The sequence below is a fragment of the Marinobacter sp. M-5 genome, from assembly GCF_032911545.1.
Lineage (GTDB): Bacteria > Pseudomonadota > Gammaproteobacteria > Pseudomonadales > Oleiphilaceae > Marinobacter > Marinobacter goseongensis.
In genome coordinates this window covers 1,247,053-1,273,016 of the sequence record NZ_JAWJEK010000001.1, presented here as the reverse complement: position 1 = coordinate 1,273,016, position 25,964 = coordinate 1,247,053, and the positions used below count along the sequence as shown (strand labels likewise).

General features: G+C 58.9%; 19 protein-coding genes and 4 tRNA genes. 5 read left to right on the top strand and 18 right to left on the bottom strand.

Annotated features, from left to right (window positions below):
• Nucleotides 1-135: 135 nt before the first annotated feature.
• On the top strand, nucleotides 136-1,662 hold the full coding sequence (glpD, locus tag R0125_RS05830; RefSeq protein WP_317237482.1) for a glycerol-3-phosphate dehydrogenase: 1,527 nt from the start codon (nucleotides 136-138) through the stop codon (nucleotides 1,660-1,662).
• On the opposite strand, the gene R0125_RS05825 is transcribed toward glpD, so the two are convergent.
• Nucleotides 1,616-2,215, bottom strand: coding sequence for a uracil-DNA glycosylase family protein (locus R0125_RS05825; RefSeq protein ID WP_317237481.1), 600 nt, complete (start codon nucleotides 2,213-2,215; stop codon nucleotides 1,616-1,618). The genes glpD and R0125_RS05825 overlap by 47 nt on opposite strands.
• Before the next feature lie 91 nt (nucleotides 2,216-2,306).
• On the opposite strand from R0125_RS05825, the gene R0125_RS05820 reads away from it, so the two are divergent.
• On the top strand, nucleotides 2,307-3,047 hold the full coding sequence (locus R0125_RS05820; protein WP_248180938.1) for a nitroreductase family protein: 741 nt from the start codon (nucleotides 2,307-2,309) through the stop codon (nucleotides 3,045-3,047).
• On the opposite strand, the gene R0125_RS05815 is transcribed toward R0125_RS05820, so the two are convergent.
• The 3 genes from R0125_RS05815 to edd all read right to left on the bottom strand — a co-directional run bounded on the left by R0125_RS05815 (nucleotide 3,038) and on the right by edd (nucleotide 7,471).
• Nucleotides 3,038-4,576: a sensor domain-containing diguanylate cyclase gene (locus tag R0125_RS05815; RefSeq protein ID WP_317237480.1), complete on the bottom strand. Its 1,539-nt coding sequence runs from the start codon at nucleotides 4,574-4,576 to the stop codon at nucleotides 3,038-3,040. The two genes, R0125_RS05820 and R0125_RS05815, sit on opposite strands and share 10 nt — an antisense overlap.
• A gap of 112 nt (nucleotides 4,577-4,688) precedes the next feature.
• Nucleotides 4,689-5,654 carry a glucokinase gene (glk, locus tag R0125_RS05810; protein WP_248180936.1) on the bottom strand — a complete coding sequence of 322 codons (966 nt, stop codon included), beginning with the start codon at nucleotides 5,652-5,654 and terminating at the stop codon, nucleotides 4,689-4,691.
• Nucleotides 5,651-7,471: a phosphogluconate dehydratase gene (edd, locus tag R0125_RS05805; protein WP_317237479.1), complete on the bottom strand. Its 1,821-nt coding sequence runs from the start codon at nucleotides 7,469-7,471 to the stop codon at nucleotides 5,651-5,653. Before edd ends, glk begins: the two co-directional genes overlap by 4 nt.
• A gap of 173 nt (nucleotides 7,472-7,644) precedes the next feature.
• Here edd and pyk point away from each other — a divergent pair, with 173 nt between their 5' ends.
• Complete coding sequence (pyk, locus tag R0125_RS05800) at nucleotides 7,645-9,093, top strand: pyruvate kinase (protein WP_248180934.1); 1,449 nt, start codon at nucleotides 7,645-7,647, stop codon at nucleotides 9,091-9,093.
• Between the two features lie 59 nt (nucleotides 9,094-9,152).
• Here the strand turns inward: pyk and R0125_RS05795 are convergent, their stop codons facing one another.
• Genes R0125_RS05795 through zwf form a run of 3 tightly spaced genes read right to left on the bottom strand, consistent with a single transcriptional unit; the run spans nucleotide 9,153 to nucleotide 12,021 of the window.
• A complete protein-coding gene (locus R0125_RS05795; RefSeq protein ID WP_248180933.1) occupies nucleotides 9,153-9,800 on the bottom strand; it encodes a bifunctional 4-hydroxy-2-oxoglutarate aldolase/2-dehydro-3-deoxy-phosphogluconate aldolase in 648 nt (215 codons plus the stop codon).
• A 39-nt stretch (nucleotides 9,801-9,839) separates the two neighbouring features.
• Complete coding sequence (gene pgl / locus R0125_RS05790) at nucleotides 9,840-10,559, bottom strand: 6-phosphogluconolactonase (RefSeq protein ID WP_248180932.1); 720 nt, start codon at nucleotides 10,557-10,559, stop codon at nucleotides 9,840-9,842.
• Nucleotides 10,546-12,021, bottom strand: a complete 1,476-nt coding sequence (gene zwf, locus R0125_RS05785) for a glucose-6-phosphate dehydrogenase (protein WP_317237478.1) — start codon at nucleotides 12,019-12,021, stop codon at nucleotides 10,546-10,548. Before zwf ends, pgl begins: the two co-directional genes overlap by 14 nt.
• A gap of 185 nt (nucleotides 12,022-12,206) precedes the next feature.
• Between zwf and R0125_RS05780 the strand changes: the two genes are divergently transcribed.
• Nucleotides 12,207-13,079: a MurR/RpiR family transcriptional regulator gene (locus tag R0125_RS05780; RefSeq protein WP_317237477.1), complete on the top strand. Its 873-nt coding sequence runs from the start codon at nucleotides 12,207-12,209 to the stop codon at nucleotides 13,077-13,079.
• A 132-nt stretch (nucleotides 13,080-13,211) separates the two neighbouring features.
• Here the strand turns inward: R0125_RS05780 and R0125_RS05775 are convergent, their stop codons facing one another.
• From R0125_RS05775 to R0125_RS05730, 10 genes are all read right to left on the bottom strand, one after another.
• A complete protein-coding gene (locus R0125_RS05775) occupies nucleotides 13,212-15,065 on the bottom strand; it encodes a SurA N-terminal domain-containing protein (RefSeq protein WP_317237476.1) in 1,854 nt (617 codons plus the stop codon).
• Nucleotides 15,066-15,262: 197 nt separating this feature from the next.
• A complete protein-coding gene (locus tag R0125_RS05770; RefSeq protein ID WP_008174603.1) occupies nucleotides 15,263-15,535 on the bottom strand; it encodes an HU family DNA-binding protein in 273 nt (90 codons plus the stop codon).
• Nucleotides 15,536-15,773: 238 nt separating this feature from the next.
• A complete protein-coding gene (lon, locus tag R0125_RS05765; RefSeq protein ID WP_248180928.1) occupies nucleotides 15,774-18,191 on the bottom strand; it encodes an endopeptidase La in 2,418 nt (805 codons plus the stop codon).
• Nucleotides 18,192-18,358: 167 nt separating this feature from the next.
• Nucleotides 18,359-19,642 carry an ATP-dependent Clp protease ATP-binding subunit ClpX gene (clpX, locus tag R0125_RS05760; RefSeq protein ID WP_248180927.1) on the bottom strand — a complete coding sequence of 428 codons (1,284 nt, stop codon included), beginning with the start codon at nucleotides 19,640-19,642 and terminating at the stop codon, nucleotides 18,359-18,361.
• Nucleotides 19,643-19,718: 76 nt separating this feature from the next.
• Entirely contained in the window at nucleotides 19,719-20,354 is a 636-nt protein-coding gene (gene clpP / locus R0125_RS05755; RefSeq protein WP_248180926.1) for an ATP-dependent Clp endopeptidase proteolytic subunit ClpP, read from the bottom strand.
• A gap of 166 nt (nucleotides 20,355-20,520) precedes the next feature.
• Nucleotides 20,521-21,825, bottom strand: a complete 1,305-nt coding sequence (gene tig / locus R0125_RS05750; protein ID WP_248180925.1) for a trigger factor — start codon at nucleotides 21,823-21,825, stop codon at nucleotides 20,521-20,523.
• A 226-nt stretch (nucleotides 21,826-22,051) separates the two neighbouring features.
• Nucleotides 22,052-22,136, bottom strand: a tRNA-Leu gene (locus tag R0125_RS05745).
• An 81-nt stretch (nucleotides 22,137-22,217) separates the two neighbouring features.
• A tRNA-His gene (locus R0125_RS05740) sits at nucleotides 22,218-22,293 on the bottom strand.
• Nucleotides 22,294-22,383: 90 nt separating this feature from the next.
• Nucleotides 22,384-22,460: transfer RNA gene (locus R0125_RS05735), tRNA-Arg, on the bottom strand.
• 32 nt (nucleotides 22,461-22,492) lie between these two features.
• Nucleotides 22,493-22,569 (bottom strand) — tRNA-Pro (locus tag R0125_RS05730).
• A 240-nt stretch (nucleotides 22,570-22,809) separates the two neighbouring features.
• On the opposite strand from R0125_RS05730, the gene folD reads away from it, so the two are divergent.
• Nucleotides 22,810-23,667, top strand: a complete 858-nt coding sequence (folD, locus tag R0125_RS05725; protein ID WP_317237473.1) for a bifunctional methylenetetrahydrofolate dehydrogenase/methenyltetrahydrofolate cyclohydrolase FolD — start codon at nucleotides 22,810-22,812, stop codon at nucleotides 23,665-23,667.
• 107 nt (nucleotides 23,668-23,774) lie between these two features.
• On the opposite strand, the gene R0125_RS05720 is transcribed toward folD, so the two are convergent.
• Nucleotides 23,775-25,955 (bottom strand): malate synthase G, encoded by a 2,181-nt coding sequence (locus R0125_RS05720; protein ID WP_248185465.1) that lies wholly within the window; start codon nucleotides 25,953-25,955, stop codon nucleotides 23,775-23,777.
• Between the last annotated feature and the right edge of the window lie 9 nt (nucleotides 25,956-25,964).

Genomic DNA, 25,964 nt, shown 5'->3' with positions numbered 1-25,964 from the left:
AGGCTGCCTCGGGTGATTCAGCGGACTGCCGCAATGTGAGAGCAGTCACTTTAGCGTGAGTTGAGGTCGTTCTTACCTGACAACAGCGGTATACTCAGTAACCATGTCGAGGGTGTACCAGGGAACGACCAGATCATGAAACCAGAGCACACGGAATATGACGTCATCGTCGTCGGTGGCGGCGTAAACGGCACCGGCATTGCCATGGATGCGGCAGGTCGCGGTCTGCGTGTGCTTCTGTGCGAGATGAACGATCTCGCGTCCGCCACGTCGTCTAACAGCAGCAAGTTGATTCACGGCGGATTACGCTATCTGGAGCACTACGAATTCCGCCTGGTGCGTGAGGCCCTTGCGGAGCGTGAATCGCTTCTGAAGAATTCGCCGCACATCATGTGGCCCATGCGCTTCCGCCTGCCCTACCGGGCCCATTTGCGCCCAGCGTGGATGATCCGTACCGGTCTTTTTCTTTACGACCACCTCGCCAAACGAGAAGTGCTGCCCGGCTCCCGCTCCATCCGTTTTGACGGCACCAGCCCGCTGAAACCGGAAATTACCCGTGGATTCGAATACTCGGACGGCTGGGTGGACGACGCCCGCCTGGTGGTACTGACCGCATTGAAAGCCCAGGCCTGCGGCGCAACGGTTCTCACTCGTACCAAATGCACCAGGGCAGTCCGGGGGAAACAGGCCTGGACGGTCACCCTCGAAAACACACAAAACCAGTCCACCACGACCGTAACCGCCAGAGCCATTGTCAATGCCTCTGGCCCCTGGGTCAGCCGCCTGTTCAGCGAAACTCTGGCCATGCAGGCTCCAAAAGCCATCCGCATGGTTAAAGGCAGCCATATTGTCGTTCCCCGACTGAACAAGGATACCGAAGCCTACATCCTGCAGAACGAGGACGGCCGCATCGTTTTCGTTATCCCCTACGAAGACCGTTTCTCACTGATTGGCACCACCGACGTCGAGTACCAGGGGGACCCGAAAAAGGCGACCATCTCGGCCGAGGAAACCCGCTACCTGCTGGACATTGTCAACGATCACTTTCGTCACCAACTGTCACCGCAGGACGTGGTCTGGTCCTACTCCGGAGTCCGGCCGCTGATGGACGACGAACAGCAACCCGCACAGAAGGCCAGCCGGGACTACGCATTCGAAGTCGATGCCGAGGCAGATCAGGCTCCGGTGATTTCCGTGTTCGGTGGCAAAATCACGACCTATCGAAAGCTTTCCGAAGCTGCCACAGAAAAGCTCTGCCAGTTTTTCCCCGGCGCCGGTCGCCAGTGGACCCGCAACGCCGTTCTTCCGGGAGGCGACTTCCGTGATCAGAGCACGCTGGCAGAGCACTTCCAGAGCCAGTGGCCCTGGCTCCCCGAGGACATGATCAGTCGATTCGTACGCACCTATGGTACGCGCACTCGCAATGTCCTTGGTGCTGCCGGTGCCATCGACGCACTGGGCCGTCGCTTCACTGGCAATCTCTATCAGTGTGAGGTGGATTATCTGATCGCTGAGGAATGGGCCATGACGGCCGAGGATATCCTCTGGCGCCGCACCAAGCAGGGGCTTTACGCGTCCGATGAGCAGGTACGGGCGCTGGAGAATTACATCGGTCTCACGATCGGAGCAGGGTCCGAATCCGCGACTGCAGTGTCGGAATAACTTCCTCTTCGAACCAGGGATTGCGGCGCAGCCAGAGATTGTTGCGTGGGCTGGGGTGCGGCATAGGCACCAGATTCGGCCAGTAGTGGCGCCAATGTCGAACGTTTTCGGTGACCGAGCGGGCGGCACTGGGCAGATGCCACGCATGAGCGTATTGCCCGATCACCAGCGTCAGTGCCAGATTGGGCAAGCGCTCCAGCAACGCCTGTCTCCAGGCCGGCGCACATTCCGGTCGTGGTGGCAGATCCCCCGATTTACCGGTGCCAGGGTAGCAAAATCCCATCGGCAGAATGGCGAATTTGTGCTCGTCATAGAACTCCTCCCGTGACACGTCCAGCCACTGACGCAGACGATCGCCACTCGGATCGTTGAACGGCAAGCCGGTCTCGTGCACCCGTCGGCCGGGGGCCTGTCCGACCACCAGCAACCGGGCCGATTCTGACAGCTGGATCACCGGTCGCGGGCCGCAGGGCAGCGAATCTGCACACAGAGTGCAAGCACGCACCCGGCTCACCAGTTCCCGGAATGGCAGTTCAGACAGGGGTTCGGTCATGGGCTTTCGTCATCCAGGCAATTGCATAAATCGGACTTTCCCGTAACGATAGAGCCACACAACCCACTTCACAAGCACGCAAGGACACCTCATGAACGCGAAAGCTGGCCCTCGTACCCCGCCGGAGATCGATGTTGAAGAGTTCCGCAAAGTAGTGCGCAGCCGCCGTTCGATCCGCCGTTTCACCGACGAGCCCATCCCGGCGGACGTGTTGGACGACTGCCTGGAACTGGCCACGCTGGCGCCAAACTCCAGCAACCTGCAACCCTGGGAATTCTTTGTGGTGCAATCGCCGGATCTGCGGAAAAAACTGGCAACCGCCTGCCTGAACCAAAATGCGGCCAGAACGGCGCCGGTGTTGATCGGTATTGTGGCCCGTACCGATACATGGCGCGAACATGCCCGCGAGGCACTGGCGCAATGGCCGGAAGAAACCTTGCCGGGCATTGTCGAGAAATACTACACCCGCATTGCCCCCATCCATTACAACCAGGGGCCACTTGGGATACTCGGCTTGGCAAAGAAAACGGCGGGCCTGTTTGTCGGCCTCACCCGTCCAGTGCCGCGCGGGCCCTATTCCGCCACGGAAATGAAAATCTGGGCGACCAAATCCACCGCATTGGCTGCAGAGAACCTGATGCTGGCGCTGCGAGCCTACGGGTATGATTCCTGCCCGATGGAGGGCTTCGACGACTGGCGCGTGCGCAAGCTTTTAAACGTGCCTCGCCAGGGCCTGGTGGTGATGGTACTGGCCGCGGGCAAGCGCGCCGAGAACGGCGTTTACAACCGCCAGTATCGCCTCGACAAGCAGACGTTGGTGCACTACCTCTGAGGGTGGCTTTTGCGGGCTTTCTTGATCGCGTACATGGCGTCATCGGCCCGGGCCAGCAAGGCGTCGGGGTCGGTTTCCCCAGCATGGCTCACCACCCCGCCCACGCTTGGGCCCGCATAGTCCAGTGACATCTCCGGCAGGTCGAAACGGCCGCAGGTCACTTTGCGCAGCCGACCGAGGAATGCCTCAAGCCCGGCTTCGCCCTCCTCCGGTTTTGCTGACGACAGCACCACAAATTCATCGCCGCCGTAGCGGCTGACCAGATCACCGGCCCTTGACGCGCCGCGCAGGCAGACCGCAAGGCTCTGCAGAAACTGGTCGCCCACATCGTGACCGTGTTCGTCATTGATCTGTTTGAAACCATCAAGGTCCATAAACGCCACGTAGATCTTTCCACCGTTGCGCTGAGCCGCCGCCAGCATGCGCGCCAACTCCTCAATGAGGTAACGGCGGTTGGCTAGCCCGGTCAACGGATCGTGAAGCGCATAAACGGACAATTCCTGATTCGCGCGCTCCAGTTGTTCCAGGTACTCCGCCCGCTCGGCAAGAAGCGACAGGTAATTCGAGCAACTGATGATCAGGCGCTGTTCATTGTCATAATCGTCAACCGCGTCGGGTTCGGTGGCCGCCAACAAGATGCCCGCCACCCGACCGGCCGCGGTTTCCACGCCGACCAGCGCAACCACGGCCCGGGCGCTCAACCCCACACGCTTTAACGCAGGTGTCAGCCTGGACACGTCAGTATGGGCAGCAAGAAAGGGATCCGGATGCACGCTATCGAACAACGCGTCGGTCAGCGGTATCAGCTCATCGGTTTGCTTGGCCAGAGCCATCCAGGGCTCGTCAGCCGCAGACAACGCGCGACAGCGCTGCCCCTGCAGCTCGAACGGCACAGCCCGGTGCCATACGCCGTCTTTTTCCAGCAGTGCCGCCGACTCGGTGAGGCCGGCATGGAAGTCATCGGAACGGAAACAGAGCTCACCAATGGCGGAAATCAGCGCCACTGCCTCCAGCCTTTCCTCAGCCCGGTTAGCACGGAGAATCGAAGCCTTGGCTGCGGCATCCCGGGCGATCTGGTAAGCAATCAGCTCGGAGCAGAGCTTGAGCACGTCAAAGGTGTCCTGATCCACACGCCTGGACTCACTGCTGGCGCCACACAGGGTTCCATACGTTCCGCCGTCCAGGTTGTTTACAGGCACGGTCAAGTAGGTTTTCAGGCCCAGCTTCTGGGCCGCTTCGGAATCCCCCCACAACTCAGGCACATTCGCGGTATAGAAGGTTCCCTCGTCCATGGCGCGTTTGCACAATGTATCGAACCACTGCACCGTCAGCCCTTCCGGGATGTTCATGTCGCCGGTATTTTCCGAAAACAGGATGGTCTGGGTCTGCTTCACCTCATCAATTACGGTGAGATAGGTGGATTCCAGGCCGGTGATGCGTTGCAAAAGCAATAGAATGGGACGGGTGAGCTGTTCGAGGTTCTCAGCGCCGGAGAGAGACCGTGCAAAATGAGTAAGTAACAAATCCATGCCGCGAATATGACTGCCGGTGACGGTGGGTGTCGGGCAAACCGTATGATTCGCTTTGCCTTATTATATGCAGATTAGACCTTTCGTACCCTGACAGCCAGTCACATCGGGCCTATACCTCCGGATTGCGAAGGGCTTCCGCGGCACCCAGCAGGCCGGTGTAGGCCTCGGTCACCACGTACACCGGGGTAGACTCCACCAACGGGCGCATCCGGCCCTTGTCCTCAAAACCAGTGCGGAACGGGCTCTCGAGAAAAAACTCAAGGATACGGGGCAAGATGCCACCGCACAGGTACACGCCCCCCATGCTACCCAGCGTCAGTGCCGCGTTGCCCGCCACCCGCCCCAGAATCTCGCAGAAGTGCCGCAGGCTTTGCTGCGCCAGCAGGTCGGCGTGGCCGACCGCGGCGACGGTGATCTTTTCCGGCCCATCCAGGGGCGCCGGCAGCCCCTGAATCTCGGCGTGCGCCTGATACAGGTTCAGCAGGCCCTGCCCACACAAAATTCTCTCCACCGACACGCGCCCGAACCGGGCCTTGAGTATGCGCAGAATCGCCATTTCCAGGTCATCCACTGGGGCAAAATCCACGTGGCCGCCCTCAGTCATCAGCGGCACCCAGCCATTGGTGATCGGCACCAGCCCTGAAACTCCAAGCCCGGTACCCGGGCCCATCACCAGTCTGGGCCGGCGGCTGTCACCCGGCCCGCCGCACACATGGACCAACTGATCGGCCGAGACATGAGGCACACCCAGCGCCATGGCGGTAAAATCGTTGATCACCTTGAACGCCCGCCACTGGAATTGCTGGCGCAGCTCTTCGGTGTCAAAACGCCAATGGTTGTTGGTCATCCGCACCCGGGTGTCCCGAACCGGGGACGCGACCGCCAGGCAGGCTTCAGCAACGGCCTCAATGCCCGCTTTGTTGAGGTAATCCGCGATGGCCGCGCCCAGACTGTCGTAGTCCCGGCAGGGCAACACAGCAATCGCTTCGGGTTTGACCTGACCCCCGCGCACCAGCGCAAAGCGGGCGTTGGTTCCACCAACATCCCCGACCAGGGCGAATTCGTGATCGGTCATGCGTTGTGGTTCCAGAAAAAACAGGCGCCTTCCTCGGGGTGACTGGCAGAACGCCGCATCCAGCCAAACAGTTCCCGTCCGTAGCCCTGATGAGACCGGGCCAGATCGGCTTTTTCCGAATCACGGGCCGCCAATTCGTCCGCATCAACCAATACGGACAGATCACCGTGTTCCGCGTCCACACGCACCAGATCACCATCGCGAAGCCTCGCCAGCGGACCGCCATCCAGCGCTTCCGGATAAACATGAATGGCCGCTGGCACCTTGCCCGAGGCCCCGGACATTCGCCCATCGGTAACCAGCGCCACGCGGAACCCGCGGTCTTGCAGCACACCCAGGTAAGGCGTCAGTTTGTGCAACTCCGGCATACCGTTGGCCTTGGGGCCCTGGAAGCGCACCACGACCACACAATCACGATCCAAATGGCCCGCCTCAAACGCGGCCTTCAGGTCGTTCTGGTCATTGAACACCACTGCAGGCGCTTCCACCAGGCGGTGTTCCGACGCCACCGCCGACACCTTGATCACCCCGCGCCCGAGGTTACCATCGAGCACTTTCAACCCCCCGTCTGGTGCAAAAGGCGCGGCGACAGAACTGAGCACCTCTGGTGCCTGGCTGGTTTGCGGTGCCGGCGACCACACCAGCTGGTCGTTATCCAGCTCCGGCATGCGTGTGTACTGCTCAAGCCCCGGCCCCATCACGGTCTGCACGTCATTATGAAGAAAGCCGCCGCTCAGCAATTCGCGGATCAGGAAGGGTGTACCACCGGCCTCGTGAAACGCGTTGATGTCCTCCTGGCCATTGGGGTAAATGCGGGTCATCGACGGCACCACCGACGACAATTCGGCGTAGTCGTTCCAGTCAATGATTACGCCCGCCGCACGGGCAATCGCAATCCAGTGAATGGTGTGATTCGTGGAACCGCCGGTCACCAACAGCGCCACGAGGGCATTGATAATGGCCTTCTCGTCCACCATGTCTCCCAGACCCAACTCGCCGCCGTGGGGTTGTGACAACCGGATAACCTGCTCGGTTGCGGCACGGGTCAGACGGTCGCGAAGCGGTGTGCCGGGATTCACGAAGGCCGCGCCGGGCAAGTGCAGGCCCATCACTTCCACCAGTAACTGATTACTGTTGGCCGTACCGTAGAAGGTGCAGGTACCGGGACTGTGGTAAGACTTGCTCTCCGCCTCCAGCAGCTCCTCTTTCCCGATTTTGCCCTCGGCATACAGCTGCCGGATACGCTGCTTTTCCTTGTTCGGCAAGCCGGAGGGCATCGGGCCGGCCGGCACCAGAACGGTGGGCAGATACCCGAAACTGAGGGAGCCCATCAACAGACCCGGCACGATCTTGTCGCAGATACCCAGCAACAGCGTGGCATCAAACATGTTGTGGCTCAGCGCCACTGCAGTGCTCATGGCAATGACATCCCGGGAAAACAGGCTGAGTTCCATCCCGGGCTGGCCCTGGGTCACACCGTCGCACATGGCCGGTGTGCCGCCGGCAAACTGTGCTACGGAACCCATACCGTGGGCCGCGTTGCGAATAACGTCGGGGTAACCGTGGTACGGCTGGTGCGCCGAGAGCATGTCGTTATAGGCAGACACAATGGCCACGTTGGCCTTGTTCATGAATTTCAATGTGTCTTTATCCGACGCGTTGCACGCGGCGAATCCATGGGCGAGATTGCCGCAGGATAGTGAGCTGCGGTGAGGCGACTGCGCCTTCAGCGCGTTCATTCTTGCGAGATAGCCCCCGCGGCTGGCGCGGCTGCGCTCAATGACTCGCTGGGTCACCTTTTTAACCACTGAATGCATGCGGGTCTCCTCCCTGTATGGTTATGACATCTGGTATTAGACGTAAGTGTACACCCGGGTTCTCGGCCGTCACCTGAAAGTCATGGCGTGGTACGATAATAACCGCATCGGCCGCAGTTCGATCCGCGCCGTCCCCTCAGTCACCAAGGTTTCTTCACAAGGACATTCAGACCATGCTCAGGCGTACCAAGATTGTCGCCACCCTCGGCCCCGCAACCGACTCGCCGGAATCCCTTGCCGCCGTTATCGCGGCGGGTGTGGACGTCACCCGGCTGAACTTTTCCCACGGCAGCGCCGAGGACCACATAGAGCGCGCACGGCGAGTGCGGGAAACCGCCGCCTCACAAGGTCGGTTTGTAGCACTTCTGGCCGATCTCCAGGGCCCGAAACTTCGCATTGCCCGTTTCCGTGACAACAAGGTGACCCTGAAGGCCGGTCAGGAATTCGTGCTCGACGCCAGCATGGACAAGGAAAACGGCGATGAGCACCGGGTCGGCATCGACTACGAGCAGCTGATTGACGACGTGGTAGCCGGCGACATCCTGGTGCTGGATGACGGCCGCATTGAAATGGAAGTGACCGCCGTTGATGGCAGCAGCATCACATCCCGAGTGCTGATCGGCGGTCCCCTCTCCAACAACAAGGGCCTGAACAAGCGCGGCGGCGGTCTGTCCGCCGACGCGCTGACGGACAAAGACAAAAAAGACATTGTGACCGCTGCCCGCCTCGGCGCAGACTACGTCGCGGTGTCGTTTGTTCGCACCGCCGAAGACATGCATGTTGCCCGCAGACTGCTGAGCGACGCCGGCTCCGAAGCATACCTGGTGGCCAAAATCGAGCGGGCCGAGCTGGCGCATGACAACGCCGCTCTGGACGCGGTAATCGAGGCGTCGGATGCAGTCATGGTGGCCCGTGGCGATCTGGCCGTTGAAATCGGCGACGCGGAGCTGGTGGGCGTGCAGAAGCACATCATCCAGCGGGCCCGGGTGCTGAACAAGGTGGTCATCACCGCCACCCAGATGATGGAATCCATGATCGACAACCCGATGCCGACGCGCGCCGAAGTATCCGATGTGGCCAACGCGGTCATGGATTACACCGACGCCGTGATGCTGTCCGCCGAAACCGCCGTGGGCGATTACCCGAAAGAAGCGGTCGAAGCCATGGTGCGCATCTGCCTCGGTGCCGAGAAGCACCCCTCGATGCACCAGTCCAAACACCGCATCCACGAGAGCATGGAAATGGTGGATGAAGCCATCGCCCTGTCGGCCATGTACGCCGCCAATCATCTGGAAGGGGTTGCGGCCATCATCTGCATGACCGAAACCGGCGCAACGCCGCTACTGATGTCTCGCATCAAGTCCAGCCTGCCGATCTTCGCATTCTCACGGCATCACTCCACCCAGCACCGGGTTGCCATGTTCCGGGGCGTGCAGACAGTTCCGTTTGATTCCGCAAAAATTCCCAACGAACGCACCAACGCACTGGCCGTCTCGGAGCTGGCGAATCGTGGCGTGGTCAAGGCCGGCGACCTGGTGGTGATGACCAAAGGTGATTACGTGAACGCCCAGGGTGGCACCAACACCATGAAGATCGTACGGGTAGGCAACGACATCCGCTGACAACACCGGGTGAGCGACCATGGGTATGGTCGCTCACCACACCCAACTGCCCCCCGCTCCTAGAGACCCGCCAGGCTCTCACGGGCCACTTGTGAAACGGCGGCCCAGTCTTTGCCCGCAATCGCCTCGGCCGGGGTTAGCCAACTTCCGCCCACGGCGTGCACATTACCGAGCGCCAGGTAATCCCGAGCGGTTTCACGGCGAATTCCCCCGGTCGGGCAGAAGGATACATCTGGAAAGGGTCCGGCAAAGGCTTTCAGCGCGGGTATACCGCCGGCAACTTCAGCGGGAAAGAACTTGAATTCACGGTAACCCAGGTTATACCCCACCATCAGCTCCGAAATGGTGGAAATTCCCGGCAACAAGGGCGCCTCTGACGTCAGACCAAACTCCAGAATGGCCTCGGTGACACCCGGTGTGATGACGAACTGCGCGCCAGCCGCCTCGACCTGCCGATACTGGGCGATGCTGGTCACAGTGCCGGCGCCCACCCAGGCGTCCGGGATAGCCTGACGAACCGCTTCAATGGCTTTCACGCCGTGCTCGGTACGCAGGGTGATCTCCAGCACGCGGATGCCTCCATCCACCAGCGCCCGGCATAGCGGTATCGCATCATCGGGGTCGTTGATGGCTATCACCGGAATCAACGGTGAGGCCGCGAGCACCGTCTGCACGCGCTCACGATGGAATTCGGACAGTTGGTTCATGATCTTCTCCATTAAACGGACAGGAAAAATCGCGCCGCCTCAGGGGCTCCAGAACACCTGCAACCCGGGCTTCAAAAACGCACGCACCGGCATCGCCAGGACATCGTCCGGGTTTTCAAACGCCCGCTTCAGGGTGTCCAGCTTGTCGGCGCCTTTCAGGTGCAAAACGGTGAAACGGGCCTCACTCAGCACCGGTCGAGTCAGGGTAATCCGCGGCTGCGCCTGAGACGGCGGCGTCATAGCAGCGACCACTTCGGGACAGCCAGCGTCCATTGCGAATGGCAGTTCCGGGGCATCCGGGAATAGAGAGGCGGTATGGCCATCATTGCCCATCCCCAGAACAAGCACGTCCAGTGGCTGGGCCAGAGCAGCCAATTCCGCCCGGACCGCATCCAGACCCAGGGCGGGGGTTTCACCCTCCTGCTTCAGGGAGAGATAACGCGCCGCCGCGGCCTTGCCCTGCAGCACCGACGACTTCACCAGGCGGGTATTGCTGGCCGGATCCGCTTCGTCCACCCAGCGCTCATCCGCCAGCGCAACCGTGACGCCGGACCAGTCCAGATCCTTGTTCGCCAGCGCCTCGAAAAACGGCACCGGTGTTGAGCCGCCGGACACCACCAGCGTCGCCTGCCCGGCTTCAGCCAGACGGCTACGCAACACCTCGGCCACCGCATCCGCGAGCGCAAGCGCCACCTGCTGCGGACTGTCACCAAACCGTTGCTCAATACCGTGGGGCAGCCGAATCTCAGGCGTCTTCATACCAGCTCCTCCCGTCCCGCGTGATCATCGCAATCGACGCTACTGGCCCCCAGGTGCCCGCCGCGTATCGCTTCGGAGGTTCCCCGCTGTCATTCCAGTTGCGGATCACACGGTCCACCCATTTCCAGGCATGCTCGACTTCGTCCCGACGCACAAACAGGTACTGGTTGCCTTTCATCACCTCCCACAACAGCCGCTCATAGGCATCGGGAATACGGTCGGTATCGAAGGTTTCCGAGAACGTCAGCTCCAGCGGCCCCTGGCGCAGACGCATGCCCTTGTCCAGCCCCTGGTCCTTGGTCAGGATCTTCAGTGACATCCCCTCATCGGGCTGGAGGCGGATAATCAGCTTGTTGTTGGCCAGATGCTTCTGATCCGGATCGAAGATGTAATGAGGTGCCGGCTTGAAGTGGATAATAATCTGCGACAGCTTCTCCGGCAGCCGTTTTCCGGTACGGATGTAAAACGGCACACCGGACCACCGCCAATTCTCGATCTCGGCTTTCAACGCCACGAAGGTTTCGGTGCCACTCCCCTTGTTAGCCCCCTCCTCCTCCAGATACCCGGGCACCGGCTTACCGTTGCTGGTACCCGCCGTGTACTGACCTCGCACCACATGGCTGTCCATCAACTCCGGAGTGATGTCCCGCAGGGCTTTCAGCACTTTCACCTTCTCGTCCCGAATGCTGTCAGCCGACAGGTCCGAGGGCGGATCCATGGCGATCAGACACAGCAGCTGCAACAGGTGGTTCTGGATCATGTCACGGATCTGGCCCGCTTTATCGAAATACCCCCAGCGCCCTTCAATACCCACGCTCTCGGCAACGCTAATTTCCACATGTGAGATGTGGTTCTGATCCCACTGGGACGCAAACAAATTGTTGGCAAATCGCAGTGCAATCAGATTCTGTACGGTTTCCTTGCCCAGGTAATGGTCGATGCGGAAAAGCTGGTCTTCGCGATAGACCTCGCCCAGCTCATCGTTGATCACCCTGGATGAGGCAAGGTCGTGGCCGATCGGTTTCTCTACCACCACCCGGGTCTTGTCTGTGCAGCAACTGGCACTGCGAAGATTGCGGGAAATCTCGCCGTACATGGCCGGCGGCGTGGCCATGTAAACAATAAGGTTGCTGTCCGGCGTACCGCGCCACTCGTTGAGGGCGGCGAAACCGGCTGAATCGGTGAAATCCAGATAAAGATAATCGATGCGTTTCAGGAAGGTCTCAGCGAGGGCCTCGTCAAACTCTGCCGGCTTGACGTGTTCCCGGAGCTTTTCCCTCAGGAGCTTTCGAACACCCGAGGTGTCGGACTTGTCCCTGGCAATCGCGAGGATACGGCTGCCCTGATCAAGCAGACCGGAGCGGTCAAGCTGGTACAACGCCGGAAAGAGCTTGCGCTGCGCCAGGTCCCCAAGGGCACCGAACATCATCAGGTCTGAGCGGGTATGGTCGTTATCAGCCATTGCTTCCTTCTCTTTTAACAACGCCAGATGTAGTAATTCTTAACAAATAATGACACCGGGGTTCGATTAATCCAAGAGTTAAATCGCGTTTCTGATATTTTTACTACCGCATATTCCGGGAAAACACGGTATAATCACCAACAATTACGCTAATGACCGCCGATGAATTCAGGGAGCACCTTTCCATGACCGCGCACCAGGCGAAACGCGACGACAACCTGATTGAAGACATACAGTCCCGCCTCGACAGCCTCAACAAATCCGAGCGCAAAGTGGCGGAAGCCATTCTCCGGGACCCCAGCGCAGCCACCCGCTACAGTATCGCAGCCCTTGCCCGTGCCGCAGACGTGAGCGAGCCCACCGTAAACCGGTTTTGTCGCGGGTTTTCAGCGACCGGTTTTCCCGACTTCAAGATTCGCCTGGCCCAGAGCATTGCCACCGGCACCCCCTACGTGGGCCAGAACGTCGAGCCGGACGACAGTGTTGCCGAATTCGCTGACAAGATCATGCTGAGCACGATCGCCAGCCTGGACAAGGCCCGCCAGGCGCTGGACCCAAAGGCCCTGGCCACCGCCATCGACTATCTCATTCAGGCCAAACAGATCAATTTCTTCGGCATGGGGGGCTCCGCGCCGGTTGCCCTCGACGCCCAGCACAAGTTCTTCCGTTTCAATATTCCGGTGATGTCCTACGACGACGCTCTCATGCAGCGCATGGTCGCGGCCGGCTCCAGCACCGGTGACGTCATCGTGATGATCTCCTACACCGGCCGCACCCGCGAAACCGTCGACATCGCTAAAATTGCCCGGGCCAACGGCGCGACTGTGATTGGCATTACCAATCCGGACTCCCCCCTCGCGGACGCCTGCACCGTGGTCCTGGAAGTCACTGCTCCAGAAGACACGGAGGTCTACATGCCCATGTCATCGCGGATCATTCACTTGACGGTGATCGACATTCTGGCGACCGGCGTCACGCTCAAGCGTGGAGCCGACTTCCTCGGCCATCTGAAAAAGATCAAGGAAAGCCTGAAACCCACCCGCTTCCCGTCCGAGTAGCCCTGCCTTAAAAGGTAGCAGAGTCAACGGAGCCTGATCCCTGCTGGCGCGAAAGCGTGACGATTCGCCCCAACAAAAAAACCCGGCCAACGCCGGGTCTTGCAAAAAAGGCACCCCGCAGGGTGCCTTATCTCAGTTCCGGGTCACTTCCGCCCTTTCCCGAAGGTATTGCTGATAGGCCGCATACTCCCGCTGCCCCTCCATGGACGCCAGGAAGCCACGCAACTGATCCAGCTCACCGCTGTCCTGGTCAATATCGCCTTCGTTCACCCTGTCCAGGGCGATGATGGCGACACCGCTGCCGGCCAGCGCCTTACCATAATTGACCGAGCCTTCCTGCGGACGATCAATCGAAAACACTGCCGAGATAAGCCCACGGCCAAGGTCGGACCCGCTGCGGGACTGAGCGGTGTATTCCGTCCATTCCCCAACCGCCAGCGCCTCAACGTCGGTACCCGCCTCCAGCTCCGCGATCAGTGCGTCAGCCCGGTCTCGCAGGGCTTCGCGGGTTTTCTGCTCGAGCAGCACAGAACGAATCTCTTCCCGAACCTCGTCGAGAGGGCGCTCCTCAGCTTCGTAATAGTTCTTGACCCGGGCCACCACCGAAACGTTGTCGCCCACATCGATCAGTTCGGTGTTGAAGCGGTCTTTCACAACGTCATCGGAGAACAGTTGACGCACCAGACCGGCATGGTCAAACGGTGCACTGCCGCCGTCGCGGGTGACATCGCTGGTCTCGCGAATCTCCAGCTCCAGCTCCTCAGCCGGGCCGTTGAGATCGTCCGAAGCGTAGGCAGAATCTGCCAACTGCGTGCGCACCTCGGCGAACCGCTCCTGCGCCTGACGCTCGGCCAGGTCGCGACGCAACGCATCTTCCATCTCTTCCAGTGGCGGCACATCCGACTTTCTCACGTCCAGGAGCTTGATCAGATGCACACCAAAACTGGTGGTGACGGGATCCGACACTTCACCCTTTTCAAGCGCAAACAGCGTCTCATCAAAGGCCTCGTCATAGACACCACGCCCGGCAAAACCAAGATCCCCCCCTTCGGCGGCGGACATGGAGTCTGCCGAGAACTCTTGCGCCAGATCCTCAAACGCTTCTCCGGCTTCCAGACGCTCCTGAATGGTGGCCATGGTAGCCGAAGTATCTGCCCCTTCTTCCAGCAGAATGTGCGCCGCACGGCGCTCTTCCGCCGCCAGATCCGACGCGCGGTCCTGGTAGTAGGCCTGCAGATCTTCCTCGCTCACCTCAACAGTTTCTGCCAACGCTTCCAGAGAGAGCGCAATGTATTCGGCGTCCACGCGCTCCGGCAGGCGATAGTCGTCCAGATTGTTCTGGTAATAGGTTTCAATGTCGTTGTCACTCACCTCGATGCCCTCGCGGACATCCTCAGCGGACACCGTCACCACCCGGAAATCCCGGGTCTGGTTCTGGATCCGCAGCAGCTGGGCAACGTTCTCATCCGTCACCACACCGCTCTGGGCAATGCCGGCGCGGATCTGGTTCACCACATACTGTTTGCGCATGGCTTCGCGGAACTCCCCGATACCCATGCCCATGTTGCGCACAGTCGCCACAAACCGATCCTGGTTGAACGTTCCGTCCACCTGGAACTGGGGCATCTGGGTAATCAGCGAGTCGATGTCCTGATCAGACAGCTCCAGACCCTGCTCATTGGCATCCTGAATCAGTACCTGCTCCTGGATCAGTGACTCAAGGACGTCGCGGCGGATTTCGTCTTCATCGAGCATGGCCGGGTCGGGATTCTCCATCGCCGACAGGCGGCGCTGGCCCTCCATCTGGACCACGCGCAGGAACTCCCGCTCAGTAATGGCTTCACCGTCGACGCTGGCGACTTCCGATTCACCGGAGAAACCGCCGATGATGGATTCCACACCCCACAGAGACATAACAACAATCAACAGACCAATGATGATTTTGGCAATAGTGCCCTGGGAATTATCCCGAATATCTTGAAGCATGTTTCTCCCGAATCCCTGATCAGAATCGAACCAGTGGCTGGCGCGACATCTTTAAAGCCGGAGGCTTAACGTAAAAAGGCGCACCCTGAACGGAATGCGCCTTGAATTCATCTGGAGCGGGCTGGCTTCGGAGCTGACCCCGGGCCAACCGCTCCGGCAGCACCCGCATGACCGGTGCTGCCTGAGAAAGAAACCGTTTACTTAACGGCGTCTTTCAGGGCCTTACCTGCCTTGAACCCAGGCACTTTGGAGGCCGGAATCTTGATCTCGGCACCAGTCTGCGGGTTGCGACCAGTACGGGCAGCACGCTCTTTAACAGAGAAAGTGCCAAAACCGATCAGAGTAACCTGATCGCCTTTTTTCAGGGCACCGGTGATGGAGTTGGTCATTGCGTCCAGAGCACGGCCAGCGGCGGCTTTGGAGATATCTGCGGACTCTGCAATTGCATCGATAAGTTCGGACTTGTTCACACTAAACCCCTTCGATTTCAGGTTGAAGATGTTATAGGTTGGATTGTTTTTTCTCGGACGTTCTCGACTATCGCATAAGCGGTCAGAGAATTCCATTCTTCAGTTTTTTTATTCCTTGCGGTTGTTAACCGGTATTCGGAATAGGCACTTACTGCGCGGGAGCCCTTGGTATTGGCTGCTTCACGGCGAAACAGTTATACCAACGGGCTCTCAGGCATGTCAACAACTCATCAAGGGTTTAATGTGTATTTATGCGTTCCGCACTGTCGGAATCGTCGTCCCTGGGTTTGCCGGAACCGGTTTCCGATGACGAATCCGCCGACCGCGGTTCCGGCGGATACGCCAGCGCCACATCCAGCACTTCGTCGATCCATTTCGCCGGGATGATCTCCAGCGATTCCTTGATATTATCCGGTATCTCCTTGAGATCACGAACATTTTCATCTGGGATCACAACGGTTTTGATGCCCCCGCGATGGGCTGCCAGCAGCTTCTCCTTGAGCCCGCCGATAGGCAGCACTCGGCCCCGCAGAGTGATCTCACCGGTCATCGCCACATCAGCCCGAACCGGAATTTTGGTCAGCGCAGAAATCAGTGCGGTGCACATGCCGATACCGGCACTCGGACCGTCTTTCGGCGTTGCGCCTTCCGGTACGTGCACGTGCAGATCGTGTTTCTCGTGGAAATCATCGGCAATCCCGAGACCCTGTGCCCGACTCCGGACCACGGTCAATGCGGTCTGGATGGACTCCTGCATGACGTCACCGAGTGAACCGGTTTTCACCACACGCCCTTTGCCACTGGTCAGCGCACACTCGATGGTGAGCAGCTCGCCGCCAACCTGAGTCCAGGCCAGACCAGTCACCTGCCCGATCTGGTTGGTTTCTTCCGCCAGACCATACTTGAACTTCTTGACGCCGGAATAGTCCTCCAGCATCTCCTGGGACAGGGTTACCGAAGCCTTGTCGCCGCTTTCAACGTGCTCGCGCACCACCTTGCGGCAGATCTTGGCGATCTCGCGCTCCAGACCCCGCACACCGGCCTCACGGGTGTAGTACCGGATCAGGTCACGCAGCGTCTCTTCCGGGATCGTCAGTTCGTCCTTGCGCAGGCCATTGGCCTTGATCTGCTTCGGCAGCAGGTAGCGCAACGCGATATTGACCTTTTCATCCTCGGTGTAACCCGGGATACGGATGATTTCCATCCGATCCAGCAGCGCCGATGGGATGTCCATGGAGTTGGAGGTACAGACGAACATCACGTCCGACAGATCATAGTCCACCTCGAGATAATGATCGTTGAAGGTATGGTTCTGCTCCGGATCCAGCACCTCCAGCAATGCAGACGCAGGATCACCACGGTGGTCCATGCCCATCTTGTCGATTTCGTCGAACAGGAACAGCGGGTTCTTCACGCCGACCTTGGACAACTTCTGCAGCAGCTTGCCGGGCAATGCACCGATGTAGGTCTTGCGGTGACCACGAATTTCCGCTTCGTCACGGACGCCACCGAGGGCCATACGGGTGTACTTGCGATTGGTCGCGCGGGCAATGGATTGGCCGAGCGAGGTCTTACCCACCCCGGGAGGCCCGACCAGGCACAATACCGGCCCCTTCACTTTCTTCACCCGACTTTGCACAGCCAGGTATTCCAGAATGCGCTTCTTGACCTCATCAAGCCCGTAGTGGTCCTTGTCGAGGATCTCACGAGCCTTTTCAATGTCGTGACGAACGCGGCTGCGCTTTTTCCACGGTACGGCCAACATCCAGTCAATGTAGCCGCGCACTACCGTGGCCTCGGCGGACATCGGCGACATCATCTTCAGCTTGTTCAGCTCGGCCTCGGTTTTCTTGAGCGCTTCCTCGGGCAAGCCGGCTTCCTCAAGCTTCTGCTCAAGCTCCTCGAAGTCGTTGTTGCCCTCACCCAGATTACCCATTTCCTTCTGGATAGCCTTCATCTGCTCGTTCAGGTAATACTCGCGCTGACTGCGCTCCATCTGCTTTTTGACGCGGCCACGGATCCGTTTCTCAACTTCGATCAGGTCGATCTCGCCGTCCAGTTTGCCCAGCAGCAGATCCACCCGCTTGCGCACATCCAGCGCCTCGAGCAATTCCTGCTTTTCCGGAATCCGCATTTCCAGATGCGCCGCCATGGTATCGGCGAGGCGCTCCACATCAGTAATGCCGGTAAGTGCGTTGGACACCTCCGAAGGTACCTTTTTGGACAGCTTGACGTACTTCTCAAACTCGTCCATCAGGGTTTTGACCAAAACGTCCTCTTCGCGATCCGGCAGGGTGTCCTCGTCCATCATCACGGCTTTGCCCGACAGGTAGTCACCCTCCTCGATGCCGCTCAGGGTGGCCCGGGCATTGCCCTCTACCAAAACCTTTACAGTACCGTCCGGCAAACGCAACATTTGCAGCACCGTCGCCAACGTGCCCATATCGAACACATCATCCGGGCCGGGCTCGTCAGTGGAGGCATCCCGTTGTGCGACCAGCAGAATTTCCTTGCTGCCCTCCATTGCGGCTTCCAGTGCCTGGATGGATTTTTCGCGCCCCACGAACAAAGGGACGACCATGTGCGGGAACACCACCACATCTCGCAACGGGAGCAACGGGTATTCGTGCACAGACTCTTCAGGTATCCGGGTCATAAGGAATCCTCTGACGACGTTTCTTTCAGCATATCACCCATCATTGGGGCGACAGCGAAAATTGCAATCTTTTTACCAAATGAAACAGGCGGGGAAACGCGGTTTACAGAACAATAAAAAAGGGCGTTGCCGCCCTTTTTTATACGTCACAATCCTCCCGGAACGACTCAGTCCTCCGGAACCGCCTTGGCGTGGTCGCTGCTGGCGTAGATCTTGAACGGCTCGGAATCGCCGCTGATCACGCTCTCGTCGATCACCACCTTGGTGACGTCGTGCTCGGAGGGAATCTGATACATGGTATCCAGGAGGGTGGCTTCCATGATGGAGCGCAGCCCCCGGGCCCCGGTTTTCCGCTCCATCGCCTTGCGGGCAACCGCCCTCAGCGCCTCTTCACGGAAATCCAGCTCCACACCTTCCATATCGAACAGCTTCTGATACTGCTTGGTCAGAGCGTTCTTGGGTTCGGTGAGAATCTGTATCAACGCTTCCTCATCCAGCTCGGTCAGCGTTGCCACAACCGGCAGACGACCCACGAACTCGGGGATCAGGCCATACTTCACCAGGTCCTCGGTCTCGACATCCTTGATGATGTCGCCGGTGTTCTTGGTGTCATCCGGGCTTTTCACCGATGCGGAGAAGCCGATGCTGCTGCGCTCGGAGCGCTCCTGAATCACCTTGTCGAGACCGGCGAAGGCACCACCACAGATGAACAGCATGTTGCCGGTATCCACCTGCAGAAACTCCTGCTGCGGGTGCTTGCGGCCGCCCTGGGGCGGAACCGAGGCTACCGTGCCCTCGATCAGCTTCAGCAGGGCCTGCTGCACCCCTTCGCCAGACACGTCCCGGGTAATCGAGGGGTTGTCCGACTTGCGTGAAATCTTGTCGATTTCATCGATGTAAACAATGCCTCGCTGGGCCTTGTCGACGTCGTAATCGCACTTCTGCAACAGTTTCTGGATGATGTTTTCAACATCTTCGCCCACGTAACCGGCTTCAGTCAGGGTGGTGGCATCGGCAATGGTAAACGGTACGTTCAGCATGCGCGCCAGGGTTTCAGCCAGAAGAGTCTTACCGCTACCGGTCGGACCGATCAGCAGGATGTTGCTCTTGCCCAGTTCGACCTCGGCCTTGCCCTCACCATAGCGCAACCGCTTGTAGTGGTTGTAGACCGCCACCGACAGTACGACTTTGGCGCGATCCTGGCCAATGACGTACTCATCGAGCGTATCGCGAATTTCAGCGGGAGTGGGAAGACGGTCGCTGGCTTCTTCCTGCGCATTCTCCTGAATCTCTTCACGGATAATGTCGTTGCACAGGTCGACGCACTCGTCGCAGATGAACACCGAGGGCCCTGCAATGAGCTTACGGACTTCATGCTGGCTCTTTCCACAAAACGAGCAGTAGAGCAACTTGCCGTTATCGTCGCCCCTGCCGTTTCTTTCATCTGCCATTGAAATACCTCTGATCTTGGTTTGCCGGCGTTACTGGCTGATACGCCGGCCAAGGATGATGCGATTACCTTCAGTATTATTTATTCGGTACGCGCTTATCAAGTATAGAATCAATCAGGCCGTAGTCTTTGGCCTGCTGCGGATCCATGAAGTTATCGCGATCCGTATCCTTTGAGATGGTCTCCAGATCCTGACCGGTATGATGGGCAAGGATGGAATTCAGGGTGTGGCGGATCTTGAGAATTTCACGGGTGTGAATTTCAATGTCCGTGGCCTGTCCCTGGTAACCGCCCAACGGCTGGTGAATCATTACCCGCGAATTGGGCAGACACGCGCGCTTGCCCTCTGCACCACCTGCCAACAGAAACGCCCCCATGCTCGCCGCCTGACCGACGCACAACGTGGCCACGTCCGGCTTGATAAACTGCATGGTGTCGTAGATGGACATGCCGGCCGTAACCGAACCGCCGGGGCTGTTGATGTAAAGATGGATATCCTTGTCCGGATTCTCGGACTCGAGAAACAGAAGCTGCGCAACAATCAGGTTGGCCATGTGGTCCTCAACCTGGCCCACCATGAAGATCACCCGCTCCTTGAGCAACCGGGAGTAGATATCAAAGGAACGCTCACCGCGAGCGGTTTGCTCAATAACGATCGGAACCAGACCGGAACTGGTTACCATTGCGGGACCATCAATCGGTTTTTGCATCATGATGCGCCTGAACTCCTTCTGGACATTGGGGCGTGGCCTCTGGCCACTGCGTTATCAGTCTTATACACCCTATACTCTGCCACCACGGGGCCAAGATGAAAACAGCCGGACATGCCGGCTGTTTTCCCTTTTCGGCCAACAGGAGCCTTTCCGACTCCTGACAAGATCAGCGCTGGGGCTGACCGGCCTGAATGGCTTCTTCGTACTTGACCTTCTTCTCTTTCACTTTGGCCTGCTCAAGCACGTAATCCACAACCTGGTCTTCCAGCACGGAGGACTCGATCTGAGACTTCTGCTCGGGGCTGCTGTTGAAATGGGCAACCACGTCCTCAGGCTGTTCATACGTTGACGCAATTTCCTGGATCTTTTCGTCAACCTTGGCCTGATCCGCTTTCAGGTCATTCTTCTTGACTACTTCCTGGAACAACAGGCCCGTTTTCACACGACGCTTGGCCTGATCTTCAAAGATTTCCTTCGGCAACTGCTGGAAATCCACCTGCCCACCGAAACGCTGAACCGCGTCCTGACGCAGGCGATCAATTTCCTGATCCACCAGTGCCGCGGGAATATCAAGCTCGGTCGCTTCCAGAAGGCCGTCAACCACGTCGTTCTTGACCTTGGTGGAAATCGCCTGCTTCAGCTCACGCTCCATGTTCTTCTTCACTTCTTCACGGAAGGCTGCTTCGTCGTCTGCCTCGATACCGAACTTCTTGAAGAATTCGGTGTCGAGCTCCGGCAGCTGGGGCTCTTCAACCTTGTGAATGGTGATGGCGAACGTGGCCGGCTTACCCGCCAGATCCTCGTTGTGGTAGTCCTCGGGGAACGTCACCTCGATTTCCAGTTCTTCGCCGGTCTTCCCGCCGACAATGCCCTTTTCAAACCCAGGAATCATCTGGTCCGAACCCAGTGTCAGACGGTGACCTTCGGCCGCGCCGCCCTCGAACTCTTCACCGTCAATGGTGCCTTTGAAGTCGATAGTCACCACGTCCTTGTTCTTGGACTTGCGCTTGACTTCTTTCATGGTGGCCTGCTGACGACGCAGGTTATCGATCATGTTATCGATGTCCTTGTCGCTGATGTCAGAGGTCAGTTTTTCCACTGAAATCTTGCTCAGGTCACCCAATTCGATTTCCGGCAGCACTTCAAAAACGGCAACGAATTCCAGATCCTTGCCTTCTTCCATCACTTTCGGCTCAAGCTTCGGCCAACCCGCCGGGTTGATGTCCTGCTCCTGCAGCGCCTTGATGTAGTTGTCGCGCATTGCCTCGCCAACCACTTCCTGACGAACGCTGTCACCGAAACGACGCTTGACCACGCTCATGGGTACCTTACCCGGACGGAAGCCATTCAGGCGTACGGTGCGGGCAGTTTCCTGCAGGCGCTTCTGGACCGCCTGGTCGATTTCCTGGGCGGGCACACCAATCGTCATGCGACGCTCGATGTTGGAGGTCGTTTCAACAGACACTTGCATGGAAGATCCTCAAATAACAGGTTCAGTATGTGAATGAAATTAAACCGAAAAATCCGTCTCCGGGCAGCTTCCCGCAGAAGGACCGAAATTTAAAAGCCGGTAGTTTATCACGGTTTACCCCGCCGAGAGAATCACCCGACTCGCGCCGCTTGCGCCGGTGCCGCAAAGCCGTTGATCGCGATAAACAAGGTACAGAGATGGGGACAAACCGAAAAAAAGAAAGGGGTGGTGCGCGAGGAGAGACTCGAACTCTCACGGGTTGCCCCACTGGAACCTAAATCCAGCGCGTCTACCAGTTCCGCCACTCGCGCACAACAGGATGAAGAATGCTCGATCGCGTCGTGCCAATCGATGAACTCATCAACATGCGGAATCAACATCTGAAAGAAAAGTGGGGTGGACGAAGGGGTTCGAACCCTCGACCGCAGGAGTCACAATCCTGAGCTCTACCAACTGAGCTACGTCCACCACATCGGGACATGCCTTGCGGCATTTACATCTGCTTACGTCAACTTTGCTGATTCGGCGAGTCCAGAGCGGACCTAACCAACGGCTTAATGGCGCGCCCGGCAGGACTCGAACCTGCGACCACCCGCTTAGAAGGCGGGTGCTCTATCCAGCTGAGCTACGGGCGCTTGACCGTTCGCCCACCTGAATATTCAGAAAGTGGTCGGGGTAGAGAGATTCGAACTCCCGACATCCTGCTCCCAAAGCAGGCGCGCTACCAGACTGCGCTATACCCCGTCTGAACTGAACAACAAGTGCCTCAGCAAAGTTGGCGCGCATATTACCGGCGCCGACCCCTGCCGTCAACACAGATTTGGAAATTGATTGAAGCGGCAACAGATTAGCTGACCGCGCCCGCGCCATTTGGTTCCCCGAACCGGCCCCTGTCGCACCTGCCGTCAATTGGAGTTCGGGTCCAAGCATGAGACAATGCTCGCCCTTTATTTTGCCCAACCGACAAGACGACAAGACAGAGACATGAGCGCCAAACTGATCAACGGAAAAGAGATTGCTGCCCGGGTTCGCCAACAGGTTGCCCACGGCGTGGAAGCCCGTCGACAACAGGGCTTGCGAGCCCCGGGGCTGGCCGTCGTGCTGGTGGGGAACGATGCCGCATCCCAGGTCTATGTCGGCAACAAGCGTAAGGCGTGCGACCAGGCCGGCATTCTGTCGCTGTCTTACGACCTGCCTGAAGACACCTCGCAGGAAGCCCTCGAGGCTCTGGTTGAGGAACTGAACGAAAATGCGGCGGTGGATGGCATCCTGGTCCAGCTTCCACTGCCCTCACACCTGGATGCCGACCCCATTCTGGTCAAGATCCGTCCGGACAAGGACGTGGACGGCTTCCACCCCTACAACATCGGCCGCCTGATGCAGCGTAAACCCGCCCTGCGCCCCTGCACGCCCGCGGGGGTTATCACCCTGCTGGACAGCATTGGCACCCCCTACAAGGGGCAGCACGCGGTGATCGTGGGCGCTTCCAATATTGTGGGCCGCCCCATGAGCATGGAACTGCTGCTGAAAGGTGCCACTACGACAGTCTGCCATCGCTTTACACCTAACCTGGAGAAGTTTGTCGGCGAAGCCGATATCCTGATTGCCGCCGCTGGCAAGCCGGGCCTGGTGAAAGGCGAATGGGTGAAAGCCGGCGCCACCGTGATTGACGTGGGCATTAACCGGATGGAAGACGGCAAACTACGAGGCGATGTGGATTTCGACACCGCCGCCGAGCGCGCCGCCTACATCACGCCGGTGCCTGGCGGCGTGGGCCCGATGACTATTGCGACCTTGCTGGAGAACACCCTGTACGCAGCGAACGAGCTGCATCAGGACTGAGGGCTGGCTTGTCGGATTACGCTTCGCTAATCCGACACCAGACCGGAACGTAGCTCCCACAAAAAAGCCCCGCTCGAGAGCGGGGCTTTTTTTATGACGCCTTAAACTTACTGGCCGTACTTGGCTTTCGCCTTCAGGCGGTACGCGTGCAGCAGTGGCTCAGTGTAGCCGTTCGGCTGCTCGCGACCCTTCAGCACCAGATCCAGTGCAGCCTGGAACGCGACACTGTCGTCAAAATTCCCGGCCATCGGGCGATAGGCGGCATCACCGGCGTTCTGCTTGTCGACCACCGCCGCCATGCGCTTCATGGTCTCCATGATCTGCGCTTCGGAGCACACACCGTGATGCAGCCAGTTGGCCAGCAACTGAGAGGCAATCCGCAGTGTCGCGCGGTCTTCCATCAGGCCCACATCATTGATGTCCGGCACCTTGGAGCAACCCACACCCTGATCGATCCAGCGCACAACGTAACCAAGGATACCCTGGGCGTTGTTATCGAGTTCCTGCTGAATGTCCTCGGCAGACAGAGACGCGGGGTCGTCCATCACCGGCACGGTGAGAATGTCGTCCAGATTGGCACGGGTGCGGCTCTCCAGCTCTTTCTGAATGTCCGCTACGGACACCTGGTGGTAATGGCTGGCGTGCAGCGTGGCTGCGGTCGGCGACGGTACCCAGGCGGTGTTGGCGCCGGCTTTCGGGTGACCAATCTTGGCGTCCAGCATGCCGGCCATCAGGTCCGGCATCGCCCACATACCTTTACCAATCTGCGCCACGCCACGGAAACCAGCTTCGAGGCCGATGTCCACGTTCCACTGCTCATAGGCATTGATCCAGGTAGCCTGCTTCATAGCGCCCTTGCGAATGAATGGCCCCAGTTCCATAGAGGTGTGAATCTCGTCGCCGGTGCGATCAAGGAAGCCGGTGTTGATGAACACCGCACGGTCTTTGGCAGCGTGGATACAGGCTTTCAGATTCACCGTGGTGCGACGCTCTTCGTCCATGATGCCCACTTTCAGGGTGAAGCGCGGCAGGCCAAGGGCATCTTCAACGCGACCAAAGAACTCGTTGGTGAACGCCACTTCTTCCGGCCCGTGCATCTTCGGCTTAACAATGTACATTGAGCCGGTGGTGCTGTTCTGGAACTTGCCCTTGCCTTGCAGGTCGTGGATGGCGATCAGCGACGTGATCAGACCGTCCATCAGCCCTTCCGGGATCTCATTGCCGTCTTTCAGCAGCACCGCCGGGTTGGTCATCAGGTGACCCACGTTACGAATGAACATCAGGCTGCGACCTTTCAGGCTCAGCTCGCCACCGTTCGGTGCGGTGTAGCTGCGATCCGCGTTCATCTTACGGGTCAGCTGCTCACCCCCTTTCTGGAAGGTTTCCTGCAGATCACCTTTCATCAGGCCAAGCCAGTTGCGATAGGCCAGAGCCTTGTCGTCGGCGTCAACCGCGGCTACCGAATCTTCGCAGTCCATGATGGTGGTCAGGGCGGACTCCATCAGCACATCTTTGACATTGGCGCCGTCGTCTTTACCGATCGGGTGGCTGGCATCAATCTGGATCTCGAAGTGCATGCCGTTCTTGACCAACAGAATGCCGGTCGGCGCATCGGCAGCGCCGGTGTAGCCAACGAAGCCGGCTTCGTCTTTCAGGCCGGTGCTTTCACCGTTCTGCAGCTTGACCACCAGCTTGCCACCGTCAATCAGGTATTTCGCGGCATCCTTGTGACTGCCAGACGCCAGCGGTGCCGAGCTGTCCAGCAGATTGCGGGCCCACTCGATCACCTTGGCGCCACGCACCGGGTTGTAGCCGCGACCCTTGTCGGCCCCACCTTCCTCAGAAATGGCATCAGTGCCGTACAAAGCGTCGTACAGGCTGCCCCAGCGCGCATTGGCAGCATTCAGTGCAAAGCGCGCGTTCATGATCGGCACCACCAGCTGCGGGCCGGCCATGGTGGCCACTTCCGGATCCACGTTGGAGGTGGAGATCTTGAACTCGCCCGGCTCATCCACCAGGTAACCGATGTCTTTCAGGAAAGATTTGTATTCGGCCATGTCCAGCTTCTGACCCTTGTGGTCACGGTTCCAGCTGTCCATCTTTTCCTGAATAACATCGCGCTTGGCCAGCAGCTCGCGGTTGCGCGGCGCCAGCTCGTTCACGATCTTGTCGAATTCAGCCCAGAATGTATCTGCATCGACACCGGTTCCCGGGATCGCTTCATTGTTCACGAAATCATACAGATTCTTCGCGACCTGAATGCCGCCGATTTGTACGCGTTCTGTCATCGTTGTCTG

Excerpts from the sequence above, each read along its gene's own strand:
- glpD (WP_317237482.1), top strand. The coding sequence starts at position 136 with ATGAAACCAGAGCACACGGAATATGACGTCATCGTCGTCGGTGGCGGC.
- R0125_RS05825 (WP_317237481.1), bottom strand. The coding sequence starts at position 2,215 with ATGACCGAACCCCTGTCTGAACTGCCATTCCGGGAACTGGTGAGCCGG.
- R0125_RS05820 (WP_248180938.1), top strand. The coding sequence starts at position 2,307 with ATGAACGCGAAAGCTGGCCCTCGTACCCCGCCGGAGATCGATGTTGAA.
- R0125_RS05815 (WP_317237480.1), bottom strand. The coding sequence starts at position 4,576 with ATGGATTTGTTACTTACTCATTTTGCACGGTCTCTCTCCGGCGCTGAG.
- glk (WP_248180936.1), bottom strand. The coding sequence starts at position 5,654 with ATGACCGATCACGAATTCGCCCTGGTCGGGGATGTTGGTGGAACCAAC.
- edd (WP_317237479.1), bottom strand. The coding sequence starts at position 7,471 with ATGCATTCAGTGGTTAAAAAGGTGACCCAGCGAGTCATTGAGCGCAGC.
- pyk (WP_248180934.1), top strand. The coding sequence starts at position 7,645 with ATGCTCAGGCGTACCAAGATTGTCGCCACCCTCGGCCCCGCAACCGAC.
- R0125_RS05795 (WP_248180933.1), bottom strand. The coding sequence starts at position 9,800 with ATGAACCAACTGTCCGAATTCCATCGTGAGCGCGTGCAGACGGTGCTC.
- pgl (WP_248180932.1), bottom strand. The coding sequence starts at position 10,559 with ATGAAGACGCCTGAGATTCGGCTGCCCCACGGTATTGAGCAACGGTTT.
- zwf (WP_317237478.1), bottom strand. The coding sequence starts at position 12,021 with ATGGCTGATAACGACCATACCCGCTCAGACCTGATGATGTTCGGTGCC.
- R0125_RS05780 (WP_317237477.1), top strand. The coding sequence starts at position 12,207 with ATGACCGCGCACCAGGCGAAACGCGACGACAACCTGATTGAAGACATA.
- R0125_RS05775 (WP_317237476.1), bottom strand. The coding sequence starts at position 15,065 with ATGCTTCAAGATATTCGGGATAATTCCCAGGGCACTATTGCCAAAATC.
- lon (WP_248180928.1), bottom strand. The coding sequence starts at position 18,191 with ATGACCCGGATACCTGAAGAGTCTGTGCACGAATACCCGTTGCTCCCG.
- clpX (WP_248180927.1), bottom strand. The coding sequence starts at position 19,642 with ATGGCAGATGAAAGAAACGGCAGGGGCGACGATAACGGCAAGTTGCTC.
- clpP (WP_248180926.1), bottom strand. The coding sequence starts at position 20,354 with ATGATGCAAAAACCGATTGATGGTCCCGCAATGGTAACCAGTTCCGGT.
- tig (WP_248180925.1), bottom strand. The coding sequence starts at position 21,825 with ATGCAAGTGTCTGTTGAAACGACCTCCAACATCGAGCGTCGCATGACG.
- folD (WP_317237473.1), top strand. The coding sequence starts at position 22,810 with ATGAGCGCCAAACTGATCAACGGAAAAGAGATTGCTGCCCGGGTTCGC.
- R0125_RS05720 (WP_248185465.1), bottom strand. The coding sequence starts at position 25,955 with ATGACAGAACGCGTACAAATCGGCGGCATTCAGGTCGCGAAGAATCTG.